Origin of the sequence: Neobacillus vireti (assembly GCF_036962465.1) — a bacterium.
Taxonomy (GTDB): domain Bacteria; phylum Bacillota; class Bacilli; order Bacillales; family Cytobacillaceae; genus Neobacillus; species Neobacillus vireti_B.
In genome coordinates, this window is record NZ_JBALNF010000013.1 from 199,134 (window position 1) to 211,832 (window position 12,699).

11 protein-coding genes, 1 pseudogene and 2 riboswitches are annotated in these 12,699 nt (G+C 40.6%); all 12 genes and pseudogenes read left to right on the top strand.

Annotated features, from left to right (window positions below):
• Positions 1 to 18 precede the first annotated feature (18 nt).
• The 12 genes and pseudogenes from V7077_RS05785 (at position 19) to V7077_RS05840 (ending at position 12,523) form a co-directional block, all read left to right on the top strand.
• Positions 19 to 219 (top strand): cold-shock protein, encoded by a 201-nt coding sequence (locus tag V7077_RS05785; RefSeq protein WP_215046162.1) that lies wholly within the window; start codon positions 19 to 21, stop codon positions 217 to 219.
• A 289-nt stretch (positions 220 to 508) separates the two neighbouring features.
• Positions 509 to 1,969, top strand: a complete 1,461-nt coding sequence (gene katA, locus V7077_RS05790) for a catalase KatA (RefSeq protein ID WP_335499274.1) — start codon at positions 509 to 511, stop codon at positions 1,967 to 1,969.
• 119 nt (positions 1,970 to 2,088) lie between these two features.
• Positions 2,089 to 3,336, top strand: coding sequence for a CapA family protein (locus tag V7077_RS05795; protein ID WP_335499276.1), 1,248 nt, complete (start codon positions 2,089 to 2,091; stop codon positions 3,334 to 3,336).
• Positions 3,337 to 3,448: 112 nt separating this feature from the next.
• Complete coding sequence (locus V7077_RS05800) at positions 3,449 to 3,919, top strand: GyrI-like domain-containing protein (RefSeq protein WP_335499278.1); 471 nt, start codon at positions 3,449 to 3,451, stop codon at positions 3,917 to 3,919.
• A gap of 127 nt (positions 3,920 to 4,046) precedes the next feature.
• A riboswitch (FMN riboswitch) is annotated at positions 4,047 to 4,194 on the top strand.
• Between the two features lie 184 nt (positions 4,195 to 4,378).
• Entirely contained in the window at positions 4,379 to 5,038 is a 660-nt protein-coding gene (gene ribE / locus V7077_RS05805) for a riboflavin synthase (protein WP_335499280.1), read from the top strand.
• A gap of 27 nt (positions 5,039 to 5,065) precedes the next feature.
• A pseudogene (gene ribB, locus V7077_RS05810) lies at positions 5,066 to 5,692 on the top strand (3,4-dihydroxy-2-butanone-4-phosphate synthase); the annotation flags it as partial.
• Positions 5,693 to 5,722: 30 nt separating this feature from the next.
• The gene (ribH, locus tag V7077_RS05815; RefSeq protein WP_215046153.1) at positions 5,723 to 6,193 is read left to right on the top strand and encodes a 6,7-dimethyl-8-ribityllumazine synthase; all 471 of its coding nucleotides are present in this window, start codon (positions 5,723 to 5,725) and stop codon (positions 6,191 to 6,193) included.
• Between the two features lie 128 nt (positions 6,194 to 6,321).
• A riboswitch (cobalamin riboswitch) is annotated at positions 6,322 to 6,509 on the top strand.
• A 129-nt stretch (positions 6,510 to 6,638) separates the two neighbouring features.
• Positions 6,639 to 8,468 (top strand): DUF4430 domain-containing protein, encoded by a 1,830-nt coding sequence (locus V7077_RS05820; protein ID WP_335499284.1) that lies wholly within the window; start codon positions 6,639 to 6,641, stop codon positions 8,466 to 8,468.
• A 52-nt stretch (positions 8,469 to 8,520) separates the two neighbouring features.
• Entirely contained in the window at positions 8,521 to 9,327 is an 807-nt protein-coding gene (locus tag V7077_RS05825) for a DUF4430 domain-containing protein (protein ID WP_335499287.1), read from the top strand.
• Between the two features lie 21 nt (positions 9,328 to 9,348).
• On the top strand, positions 9,349 to 10,227 hold the full coding sequence (locus V7077_RS05830) for an energy-coupling factor transporter transmembrane component T (RefSeq protein ID WP_335499289.1): 879 nt from the start codon (positions 9,349 to 9,351) through the stop codon (positions 10,225 to 10,227).
• Positions 10,209 to 11,831 (top strand): ABC transporter ATP-binding protein, encoded by a 1,623-nt coding sequence (locus tag V7077_RS05835; protein ID WP_335499291.1) that lies wholly within the window; start codon positions 10,209 to 10,211, stop codon positions 11,829 to 11,831. Before V7077_RS05830 ends, V7077_RS05835 begins: the two co-directional genes overlap by 19 nt.
• The gene (locus V7077_RS05840) at positions 11,831 to 12,523 is read left to right on the top strand and encodes an ECF transporter S component (RefSeq protein WP_335499294.1); all 693 of its coding nucleotides are present in this window, start codon (positions 11,831 to 11,833) and stop codon (positions 12,521 to 12,523) included. The genes V7077_RS05835 and V7077_RS05840 overlap by 1 nt, the downstream gene beginning before the upstream one ends.
• Positions 12,524 to 12,699: the final 176 nt, after the last annotated feature.

Here is a 12,699-nt window from a genome sequence, read left to right on the forward strand (position 1 = left end):
TAGGAGGCTACAAAGAAAATGGAACATGGTAAAGTAAAATGGTTTAACAGTGAAAAAGGATTTGGATTCATTGAGCGTGAAGGCGGAGAAGATGTATTTGTTCATTTCTCAGCTATTCAAGGAGATGGATACAAAACTTTAGATGAAGGTCAAGAGGTTACATTTGAAATCGAAAATGGCCAACGTGGACCGCAAGCAGTCAACGTTCAAAAACAATAGACCTATCTGCAAAACAGACTCTCTCCATGAGGGTCTGTTTTTTTATATCTCCAATTATCTCCCTGCACGATGGTTTTCCTTAACTATCCTAAACGAATAAAATTTTTGGACGTTTTTTCTTAAATTTGGGAATAACGTCCTTCTTTTTTTAATACGAATGTAATAGTGAGTACAAGTTATACTTAATATTTTTTATTAGATTATAATTATTATAATTTAGTATTGATTTTTACAAAGTTTATATTATAATCTAGTTAAAGTTTTAAAAAATAGTTTACGAGGTGATTGAATGAGTAACACAAACAAACATTTAACAACAGGTACAGGTGCCCCTGTAGGAGATAATCAAAATTCGATGACGGCAGGTTCACGTGGCCCAACCTTAATTCAAGATGTTCACTTACTGGAGAAATTAGCTCACTTTAACCGTGAACGAGTCCCTGAGCGTGTGGTTCATGCGAAGGGTGCAGGTGCACATGGTTATTTTGAAGTGACAAAAGATATGTCGAAATTTACAAAAGCAAAATTGTTTAATGGGGTCGGCAAACGCACGCCAATGTTTATCCGCTTCTCTACCGTTGCTGGTGAACTGGGCTCAGCAGATACGGTCCGTGACCCGCGAGGTTTTGCCGTAAAGTTTTACACTGAGGAAGGCAACTATGATTTGGTAGGAAATAATACACCTATCTTCTTTATTCGGGATGCTATCAAGTTTCCGGACTTCATTCATACCCAAAAAAGAGATCCAAAAACTCATTTGAAAAATCCAAATGCAGTCTGGGATTTTTGGTCACTATCGCCTGAATCCTTACACCAAGTAACCTATCTAATGGGTGACCGTGGTCTTCCGGCGACATTACGTCATATGAATGGTTACGGGAGCCACACTTTTAAATGGGTTAATGAGAATGGTGAAGGAGTCTGGGTGAAATACCACTTTAAGAGTGAACAAGGTGTTAAAAATATGTCTGCGGACGTAGCGGCTAAATTAGCTGGTGAAAATCCGGATTATCATACGGAGGATTTATTTAATGCTATCGAGAATGGTGACTTCCCAGCGTGGCGGCTTCATGTTCAAATCATGCCATTTGAAGATGCCAATACGTATCGGTTTGACCCATTTGATGTGACAAAAGTTTGGTCTCATAAAGATTACCCTTTAATTGAAGTTGGCAGAATGGTTCTAAACCGTAACCCTGAGAATTATTTTGCAGAGGTTGAGCAGGCAACCTTCTCGCCTGGAACGTTGGTACCCGGCGTAGAGGCATCACCTGATAAAATGCTTCAAGGCCGATTATTTGCTTACTCTGATGCGCATCGCTACCGGGTAGGTCCTAACCATAACCTTCTGCCAATCAATCGTCCAAAGTCAGAAGTGAATAATTATCAGCGTGATGGTGCTATGCGGTTAGACAATAATGGCGGCGGCTCCGTTTATTATGAGCCAAACAGCTATGGCGGTCCAAAGGAAGCTGTTGAACATCGTCAAACTGCTTTTGAGGTGACAGGCACTGCAGCACAAGTTGCCTATGATCAGGATGACCATTATACACAAGCGGGTGATTTATACCGCTTAATGTCTGAAGAGGAGCGAACTCGATTAGTCGATACGATTGTAGGGGCGATGAAACCGGTCGAGCGGGAAGACATCAAATTGCGTCAAATTCAGCATTTCTATAAAGCAGATCCAGAATATGGCGAGCGAATTGCTAAAGGATTGGGATTGGCAATTCCGCAGGAAGTTAAGTAAATCGAAAGCAGGCAGTTCTCTAGTGGAACAGCCTGCTTTTTATTTTATTCAACAAATTCCGACAGCATTTTTAAGTACTGCTGATTACACTAGTTTTTAGAATGGGGGAAATTGTTTTCATGTCTAAAAAATTTATATTCGCGGTCTTATGGATCATGCTGTTAGGAATAACTCAACATGTAAGTGCACAGGAAAGCAGCAGCACCACATTATTAATTAAGGAAAACAACAAAATCAACTTTGGAAATGCTTCCTTCTATTTAAAGAATATGTTAGGAAGATTTTTTCCTAGGTCCGTTCAATTGTACGAAAGTAATACTTTCTATGAACAGGTTGCACTTCTTAAAAGGGACTATTCTAGAGAAGGAATAAGAAATGAAGCACAACATCTCAACAAGGTTCACAAGGGGCCGATTCGCTTAACCTTCGCAGGGGATACGATGATGGATTGGTCCGTAAAAAAAACGGTCCAGCAAAAGGGTTCGGACTATCCTTTTATACATATAAAAGATGAACTGTCTTCAAGTGATCTAAGCATCCTGAATTTGGAGACATCTGTTACTACGGGTGGAAAAAAACAAGAAAAACAATATACCTTTCGTTCAAACCCAAGTGCCTTGCAGGGATTAAAAAATGCGGGCTTTCAGCTTGTAAGCCTAGCGAATAATCATACTCTTGATTTTGGTCAAACAGGGTTTGCCGATACAGTTGCATCCTTAAAAGAGTTTCAATTGGATTACGTCGGCGGGGGATTAACCAAAGAGGAAGCCTATAGCGCAAAAACCTACACGTTAAAAGGAAGAACAGTAAAAATAATTGCTTTCTCAAGGGTACTTCCAGATTATTCGTGGGTCGCAACAGAGACTAAACCCGGTCTTGCCAATGGGTATGATCTCAGCCTGATTGAGTCCACTATTAAAAAAGAAAAGGCAAACGCTGACAATCTATTTGTGTTTATCCATTGGGGTGTCGAAACCAAGCGTTTTCCCGAGCCTTTTCAACGGGAATGGGCAAGAAAGATGATCGATTCAGGCGCAGACGGGATAATTGGCAGTCATCCTCATGTGCTCCAAGGATTTGAATACTACAAAGGGAAGCCAATCGCCTATTCACTTGGAAACTTTTTATTCCCTAATTATATAAAAGGGAACGCTGCTCAAACAGGTATTCTTCATGTTGATATTGATAGGGAAGAGGTAAAGATGACCTTTGTTCCATTTAAAATATCAAACGACCAAATTGTAAACCAAAGTGATCGAGAAAAACGAGCTGTTTGGAATGAACTTCAAGGATTGTCCTATGGAGGATTAACAATCGAAAATGGGGATATTTCTGAAAAAACAACTATTGCAAAAACGAATCCATAAAAAAGAATTTTTGTAGAAAAATTTTTGTGGAGGTCGAATTATTTAGGAAGGAATTCATGGATATTTTTCGAATTATAGGAATAGGATGAAGTAAAAAAAGGGGGTCTTCAAATTGAGTATTAAAGTGGTAGAGAAAGACGAACTAAAAGTAGTTGGTATACCTTGGACAGGTACTTTCTCAGAAGCAAAATCAATCCCAGGTCTTTTTCGCAAAATGGAGGATCGGAAAGAAGAAGTTTCCTGCCTGACCAGTGAACCGGTAGTGATTGCACCGTTTCATAGCAGGGAGACAGAGTTAACTTATTATGTTACAAAACCTGTTGGCGAAATTGAGAATGTACCTGATGGTATGGTGGGATTCTCCATTCCGAGAAAAAACTATGTGTGTACAACCCATAAAGGAAGCCTGAATGAGGTAGAAAATACATATCGACAGTTACTTACATGGATGAAAGAATATGGTTATGAGCAGGATTATCATGCCTTAGGTTTAGAAATTTTTAAAGAAGAACATATGCAGCAAAATAGTTCTGGGGACTTGTATTTTGAGATATGTTTACCAGTTAAAACCTATAAGTTGTAATAGTAAAGGAGTTTTTAAACTCCTTTACTAAAAATTATGTATATGATGTGTTTAATTTAATTTTATGTTAGAAGCATTTCCCTTTACTATTTTCATTTAGTATAATAACATAAAAATCAAAGCTAAATATTTCCTTCGGGGTCAGGTGAAATTCCTAACCGGCGGTGATGAAGCTATTGCTTCTAAGTCCGTGACCCGTTTAACTACATGGTTAAACGGTGGATCTGGTGAAACTCCAGAGCCGACAGTTAAAGTCTGGATGGGAGAAGGATAAATGGCGGGTAATGGATAGGGAGAAAATAGGCCTATCAATACCCTTTATTTCCTATTGTCATTTTTTAGACCCTAAAGAAATCCGTTTCTTTAGGGTCTTTTTTATACTCTGAAGGAGTTTAGATTTTACCGTCCTGTTAAAAGATAGTAGAAAAAAGCTGAGCCAAGGTAAGGAGAAGAATAATAATGTTTACTGGAATCATTGAGGAAATAGGTAAAGTGGCAAAGATCCAGCGAGCGGCTAATTCGTATGTATTAACGATAGAAGCGGAAAAGATACTACAGGATATACATCTTGGTGACAGCATCTCTGTAAATGGTGTTTGCCTGACGGTTACTTCTTTCTCTAGCAGGCAGTTTACAGTGGATGTCATGCCGGAAACAGTTAAAGCAACCAGCCTAAATCATGTCCAAAGCGGTACAAGGGTTAATCTTGAGAGAGCAATGGCAGCAGGCGGCCGATTTGGCGGACATTTTGTTTCGGGTCATATTGATGGAACGGGAATGATTAAAAGAAAACAAGCCTTGGAAAATGCCATTTATTATGAAATTGAGGCTGATCCTGAAATTCTGAGATATGTGATTGTACGCGGATCTGTTGCAGTAGATGGGACAAGCTTAACGGTATTTGACGTTTCAGACACAAGTTTTACCCTTTCGCTTATTCCACATACCTTATCCGAATCTGTAATTGGCTTAAAGGGCTCAGGCGATATCGTAAATTTAGAGTGCGATATGATTGGCAAATATGTCGGCCATTTTATTAAAAGCATTGGCAATGAATCAAAGCATCATAAAAAATCTGGGCTTACTCAAAGCTTCTTAGAAGAAAACGGTTTTTATTAATGATAGAAAAGGAAAAGGAGTGATTATATGTTCGATTCAATTGATGAGGCCTTAGCGGATTTAAAAGAAGGAAAAATGATTATCGTTTGTGATGATGAAGATAGGGAAAATGAAGGGGATTTTATAGCTTTGGCTGAAAAAGCGACTCCAGCAGTTATTAACCTTATGGTCACGCATGGCAGAGGATTAGTCTGTGTGCCTATTGAGGAAGAATTAGCAGAGAAACTGGATTTACAGCCAATGGTTGAACACAATACAGACTATCATGGAACGGCTTTTACTGTCAGTGTTGACCATAAATTTTCAACCACCGGAATATCGGCTTATGAACGTTCGGCCACGGTGTTAAGTTTACTCGATCCAGAAGCAAAACCAGAGGATTTTAAAAGGCCTGGACATATGTTTCCGCTTATCGCAAAAAAAGGCGGTGTCTTGGTTAGAAACGGGCATACAGAAGCTGCTGTCGACCTGGCCAGATTATGTAGAGCGAAGCCTGCTGGAGTAATCTGTGAAATCATGAATGAAGATGGCACAATGGCACGTGTACCACAGCTACGCAAAATAGCTGATCAATTGAATCTTAAAATGATTACAATTGAAGCATTGATTGAGTATCGAACCAAAAATGAAAGTTTGTCGAAAACGAAGGCTGAAAAATAATTAAATAATCTTGGAGGAATCAACATGACAAATATTTTTGAAGGTAATTTAGTAGGAACTGGGCTAAAAGTTGGAATTGTGGTCGGAAGATTTAATGAGTTTATTACTGGTAAATTATTAGATGGGGCACAGGATGCCTTAAAACGGCATGGTGTAAGCGAATCTGACGTCGATATCGCTTGGGTTCCAGGCGCATTTGAATTACCGCTGATTGCTCAAAAGATGGCATTCAGTAAAAAGTATGATGCGGTTATCACCCTTGGAACCGTGATCCGCGGCGCAACACCACATTTTGATTATGTTTGTAATGAAGCGGCTAAGGGAATAAATGCAACTGCATTAGCAAGTGGTATTCCTGTCATTTTTGGAGTGCTCACTACAGATTCAATTGAGCAGGCGATTGAACGTGCCGGAACGAAAGCTGGGAATAAAGGTTGGGATTCGGCTGTATCAGCAATTGAAATGGCGAATTTGTGCAGAAATATTGAACAGTAAAAACTATTGGCAGTAAAGGATAAGAACAGGCTGGATAAGGCCTGTTCTTATTTTAAAATAAATAAGGATTTTAAGATAGGTATATACAAACCAATTCATTTGTCGATATAATAGTCCTATCATAAAAAAATAGCAACGGTAAAATAGGTGCTTAAGTCTTAACTAGACTATAAGCTTAATAGGGAAGTTGGTTTAAAGCCAACGCGGTCCCGCCACTGTAAATGGGAGCAGCCTACAGAGGTCACTGTCGAAAGATGGGAAGACGTAGGAAGTGATGATCATGAGCCAGGAAACCTGCCTGTTTTCGACACCAATAGCCTACGCGGATAGGAGAGTGTTAAGAAAAGAAACGTACTTTGGTTTCTAACTTAACGTGCATAACACTCCTCCTTCTTTTAGGGGGATTTTTTTATGTCTATTTTCTAGTGAAAGGGATGCAAGTAGAATGTTAAAAAGAAAGAATTTATGGATGTCCTTGCTATTAGTCGTGATGGTACTGACAAGCGGCTTCCAAACATCAGCTTTAGCGGCAGTGGAGGCAAAACAAGCATCGGTCACAGCGCTAGGACTTGATTCGGCAGCGATTGTACCGGAAAAAACTCTGCCATTAGCTGAGAAAGAAACAGCTACCGAGGTATTGAGTGAAGCTGTTGGTAAAGAAAATCTTGAATATACAGATAGCAGTTATGGACCGATGCTAACTGGGATTAATGGAGTAAAAGCAGGGGATAAACAATATTGGGCCTTTTTTATTAACGGGATCTCAGCTCAAGTTGGACCAGATTCTTATATAGTGCAAAATGGTGACAAAATAACGTTCAGGTTAACTAGTTATTCAAACCCGGATGCCAAAACCGTATCACTTAAAGTGGTCGATGGAAATAAAACAGTCATTTCAAGTCCCTATCTTACAGATATAGAAGTGATTGGGAGTCCTAATGCTTTTCAGTTATTACAAGTAGCGTTAGGAAATGATCAGGTTGGCTATGAGGATACACAGTATGGAAAGATGATAACCTCATTAAAAGGTATTAAAGCTGAAGGCTCTAACTTCTGGGGATTCTATGTGAATGGAAATATGGCTCCTGTTGGTGCAGAAAGTTACCAACTGCAGAATGGAGACCAAATCAGTTTTCAACTTGAATCCTATACACCTGCTCCAGGAGACGGAGGAAATGAAGGAACAACACCAGCAACACCAACACCAACAACACCGGCCACAGGGACAATCTCAGCTGATATTCTTCAATCGGCTGTAAATGCTACGAGTGCTTATGTATTGAAGAACGAAGTGGGCGAATGGCAGGTCATTGCCTTAAAGCAAGCAGGAAAAACAATTCCCAAGGATTATCTTGCTGGAGTAAAGGCAATCGTGAAAGAAAAACAAGGAAAGTTTTCAAGAATTACCGATACCGAACGATATGCATTAGGGATTTTAGCGGCTGGCGGTAATCCGGCAAATGTAGAAGGTTATAATCTAATTGAAGCGATCTATAATGGAAATGTAACAAAACAAGGCTTAAATGGGGTTGCCTATGCATTAGTTGCATTAGACAGCGCGAATTTCTCGATACCGAATTCGGCCCAATGGACCAAAGAAAAACTAATCAGTTATTTAACGGAAAGACAAAACAGTGATGGCGGCTGGGCATGGGACGAAAGTTCAACAAGTGATATTGATACAACAGCAATGATTTTAACTGCTCTAGCACCATTTAAGGAACATGCTGGTGTAAAGGAAAAGGTTGAGGCAGCCGTCAAGTATCTATCTGCTCAGTACCAAGCATCCAAAATTGATAATAGCTCAACAGCAGCACAAGTGATTATTGCACTCTCGGCGCTTGGGATTGATGCCAATAGCGGTGATTTTTCGAAAGAAAATAACGGACTTGTACAGTATATTCTCTCATTCCAAAATAAAGATGGGGGGTTTGACTGGCAGGGTGGGGATGTGAGTGATCCTTTTACAACCTCACAAGCGATTCAAGCGTTAGTTGCCTATAAACTGTTTATAGATGGAAAAGGTTCTTTATACCATCTGACTCTATCTGAGGATAATTCTGCTGTCGAGACCCCGGCTATCGAGACGCCAACTGTTGTCACTCCGCAAACGGAACAGCAGACTCCGACAGCTACAGTTGTGAAAACTAACAGTCAGACAGGACACGCACTTCCAAATACAGCGACTAATATGTATAACCTTTTGGCTTTGGGCCTTTTACTCATCATCGCCGGCAGTGTCTTTTATATCAGACAAAGAAAACAAAACGCATAAAAATCAGTAATCCCCTCTTAGATTGGTAAGAGGGGATTGATTGGAGGTACACATGAATAGAAGGTTTAACTTTGCTGTTCTTTTAGCCATATTAGTAGTCATCTTTAGTTTAACCGGATGCGGTTCAAGTACCGCCAGTAACCAAGAAACAAAGAAGGAAACAAAAACAGTTGATGTAACCGCAAAAGCAGACAATAAAAATGAGCAAGACGCGAAGCAACAGAAGGCCGCTGACCAAACGAAACCAGCAGCAGCTCCCGCAGTAACAAAGGAACAACAGCAGGCTGCTTCAAAACCGGCAGCTCCGCAAACGGAAAGCGGACAAAGTGCGCAAACGGTTCAAAAAAGTTCAGCTCAGGCTGAGTCGGCTACTCCAGCTACAACTAGTAAAAAAAGTGCAACATCATCTGCAACCAAGCCGGCTGGAACAACGACAAGCACTACGACTACTCCAGTTGCAAAGGCAACAACAAGTACAACAGCAAAAACAACAACTACAAATAAGACAACCAATACGACTCCTGTTGTGAAGCCGACAGCCCCAGCACCAAAGCCAGTGACTGCGGTTACGCTATCAGTTGTTGGGCCAAAAGACAAGGGGACCATTCTTGCTCCTACAAAGATAAAAATAAATGATGGTGATACCATTTTTGATGTTTTAAAACGAACAAATCTTGATATCGATTCAAGCGGCAGCGGTGCAACAGCTTATATAGAGGGTATTAATAATATTTATGAATTTGATTATGGAGCAAAGAGCGGCTGGGTATTTAAGCACAATGGTGTTAGTATTACCAAGAGCATTGGAGTCATAAATGTAAAAGCTGGTGATCGGATTGAATGTTACTATACCGAATAATCACATTAGGAGGAACAAGCGATGAGACTACGGTTTGATCGCTTTCATCCGTTGGTTACTTTTCTTTTTTATGCTGGAGCAGTATCCTTACTTATTGTAATGCTGCATCCCGTTTTTTTAGTCACCTCGATTGCAGTTGTTTTTTTGATTAATATCCTCCATGATCGCTTAAATGGCTTAAGGCGCTGGTCGTTCTTTCTTCTCACTACCTTCGTGCTTATGGTGATGATGAATCCGCTGTTCAATGAGCGCGGGCGGCATTTGTTAGTTGAAATCAACCAACACCGTGTCACGGTTGAAGCAGTTGTCTACGGTGGAATGAATGCCCTCTCGATTATTGGGATTATCGCCATATTTGTGTCCTATAATGTGATTATGACACCGAACAAGCTTTTATTTTTATTTGCCAAAATTCTACCGCAATTTGCTGTCCTTCTCATGTTAACTCTTAGATTTATTCCGTTAATGAGAAGAAGGCTGGAAGAGATTACGGTGGTCCAAAGAAGTAAAGGTCTTTCAGTTGCGCATGGCAGCTGGAGGGCGAGGGCCAAGATTGGCATGCTTTATGTTCAAACTTTATTAACCTTTTCGTTAGAAGAAGCTATTCAGACCGCTGACTCGATGAAAGCGCGGGGCTACGGGCGCGGCCCACGTACTACCTATGAATATTTTAAAATGAACCAGGCAGATAGAATGGCGATAATATATCTACTTGGTCTTTTGTCCTTTACCTTAGTTGAACGAGTTTCAGGATATGGTTTTCTTACTATCTACCCCCTGATGGAAACATGGCATCTTTCATTGATGGATACAGCAGTTTTCATTTCTTACACTTTATTTTTAAGTTTCCCATTATTAGTTGAGGCAGGTGGTATGTTCCGATGGCGCTTATCGAATTAACAGATGTCAGTTTTACCTATCCAGACAGTAAGGAACCTGCCATTCAAAATCTATCTCTAAACATCGATAAGGGGCAATTTGTTGTCCTTTTTGGTGCATCAGGTTCTGGAAAAAGCACGCTGTTACGTTTATTAAAAAAAGAAATCCAGCCGCATGGTTCGCTGTCAGGGAGTATTTCTATTAATGGTCAGGCTGTCGGAGAGACACTAGGTCTTAGCCAGGAAGTTGGCTTTGTGTTTCAGGATCCGGAAAACCAGCTAGTAGCTGATGATGTTTTACATGAAATCGTTTTTGGTTTGGAAAATATCGGGCTAGATTCAAATGAAATGAGAAACAGAGTGGCGGAAATGGTTCACTTTTTCGGGGCAGAATCACTGCTGAGTCGAAAATCACAAGAACTTTCCGGAGGGAAAAAACAGCAAATAAACTTAGCCTCTGTCTTATTAATGCAGCCTAGTATTTTACTACTAGATGAACCTACTGCTCAGCTTGATCCCGTTAGTGCAAGGGAATTTATCGATCTGCTCAAGAGACTGAATGAGGAATTCGGGATGACCATTATTATGGCAGAGCACAGGCTTGAAGAAGTTTTACCCTTGGCCGACAAAATCGTCATGATGGAAAACGGACAAGTGGAAATTTCCGGGGAGCCGAGAAGGGTCCTAAGTGAGCTTTGGAATACGGAGTATAGAGCATATATTCCAAAGATTCCTGCCCTCTTTTTAAGTATGGATGGTCATGGCAGTATCCCGTTAACGGTAAAAGAGGGCCGGGACTGGGTACAAAAACAAATGGTTGTGCCTAATTTATCAAGGGCCGCAAAGGTCTCTCCCAAACTGACAGAACAGATCAAGCTGAAAAATATTTCCTTTCAATATGAAAAAAAAGGGGACTACAATTTAGATGAACTTGATCTGAGTGTAAATCATGGTGAGTTTTATGCCTTGCTGGGAGGGAATGGTTCAGGGAAATCTACCTTGCTAAAGGTGATGGCTGGTTTGTTAAAGCCTGATCACGGCAGTGTATATTTTGATGCAAAACCTCTGAAAAAATATAAACAGGTAGAAATTGCGATGAAGATCGGCTATTTACCGCAAAACCCCAAACTTTTTTTCATGCAGGACACGGTTGAAAAAGAGCTCCAGATGGCGTTAGAGCAGTGGGACGCATCAAAAGCTAGCGACGCACAACAGCTGTTCGACCAATTAGGGATTGCCCACCTGATGTCAAGTCATCCCTATGACCTTAGCGGAGGAGAACTGCAAAAGGCTGCATTGGCATGTATTCTAGTCAGGAAGCCTGAGGTTCTTTTATTGGATGAACCGACTAAAGGATTGGACCCTATTTCAAAGAAGAATCTGGCAAAAATCCTTTTGTCTCTTCATGCAACCGGAATAACAATCCTAATGTCTACCCATGATGTCGAGTTTGCAGCCAAGTATGCGACAAAATGCGGAATGATGTTTCAAAAAAGGATTACTTCTGAAGATGCCCCGGAGAAGTTTTTCAAAGGTAACTTTTTTTATACAACGATGATCCAAAGAGTATTTCGCGGGCTGTCGGAGAAGGAAATTCCAATGACTCTTAAGGGGGTCACGCAGTAATGCGTAAAAATAGGGCCTTAATCAGCGGCTTACTTTTTATAATCATGTTTGTCTTATTAGGACTGAATTATATCTGGGAGGATTCTTATATATGGTTGAGCTTCGGCTTAGTCATTTTAGCGATTATTCTTTTTCTGTTTCGTTTTGAGAAAAGAAAGGTTGAACCGCGGGAATTGGTACTTTTAGCAGTCCTTGCTAGCATTGCAGCGGTGGGGAGGATTCCATTCGCCAGTCTGCCAAGTGTTCAGCCGACGACCTTTGTCATTATCATGTCTGGTTTTGTGTTTGGGGCGGAAAGCGGATTTGTCATTGGTGCTGTAGCTGCACTCGCTTCGAATATGATTATGGGGCAGGGGCCATGGACGCCATGGCAGATGGTCTCATGGGGCTTAGTGGGTCTGACCGCCGGTCTGTTAAGGAATACTGAGTTCATGAAAAGACGATGGGGGCAGATTCTCTTTGGCGTGATTTGGGGATACCTGTTTGGCTGGATTATGAATTTGTGGGGATTTATAGCATTGATTCAGTCCGGCGGTGCACAGTCTTGGAAGGCGTTTGCAGTGTATATGGCAGGCAGTGCCACCTTTGATACCTTTCATGCCATCTCAAATGTCTTCTTTTTAGTCGTGTTTGGCAGGATTTGGATTAAGATATTAAGTCGTTTTAAACGGAAGTATGGATTACTAGAATAAAAAAACTCCAGTTTTTTATAGGGCACTGAAAAACCGTCAGTTTGTTAAGAATCTTAAATAACAACAAAAAGGTATAATTTCTCTTAATGATGAGAGATTATACCTTTTTAAATTTAGACCAAGTAAAAGAACTCTGTTGATTGGAGCGGAAGGCGGCGAAGACTCCTCGAAAATGC

Bases quoted from the DNA above. Each gene is read 5' to 3' on its own strand.
- V7077_RS05820 (WP_335499284.1), top strand. From the start codon at position 6,639: ATGTTAAAAAGAAAGAATTTATGGATGTCCTTGCTATTAGTCGTGATG.
- V7077_RS05795 (WP_335499276.1), top strand. From the start codon at position 2,089: ATGTCTAAAAAATTTATATTCGCGGTCTTATGGATCATGCTGTTAGGA.
- V7077_RS05785 (WP_215046162.1), top strand. From the start codon at position 19: ATGGAACATGGTAAAGTAAAATGGTTTAACAGTGAAAAAGGATTTGGA.
- ribE (WP_335499280.1), top strand. From the start codon at position 4,379: ATGTTTACTGGAATCATTGAGGAAATAGGTAAAGTGGCAAAGATCCAG.
- V7077_RS05840 (WP_335499294.1), top strand. From the start codon at position 11,831: ATGCGTAAAAATAGGGCCTTAATCAGCGGCTTACTTTTTATAATCATG.
- V7077_RS05830 (WP_335499289.1), top strand. From the start codon at position 9,349: ATGAGACTACGGTTTGATCGCTTTCATCCGTTGGTTACTTTTCTTTTT.
- katA (WP_335499274.1), top strand. From the start codon at position 509: ATGAGTAACACAAACAAACATTTAACAACAGGTACAGGTGCCCCTGTA.
- V7077_RS05825 (WP_335499287.1), top strand. From the start codon at position 8,521: ATGAATAGAAGGTTTAACTTTGCTGTTCTTTTAGCCATATTAGTAGTC.
- V7077_RS05835 (WP_335499291.1), top strand. From the start codon at position 10,209: ATGGCGCTTATCGAATTAACAGATGTCAGTTTTACCTATCCAGACAGT.
- ribH (WP_215046153.1), top strand. From the start codon at position 5,723: ATGACAAATATTTTTGAAGGTAATTTAGTAGGAACTGGGCTAAAAGTT.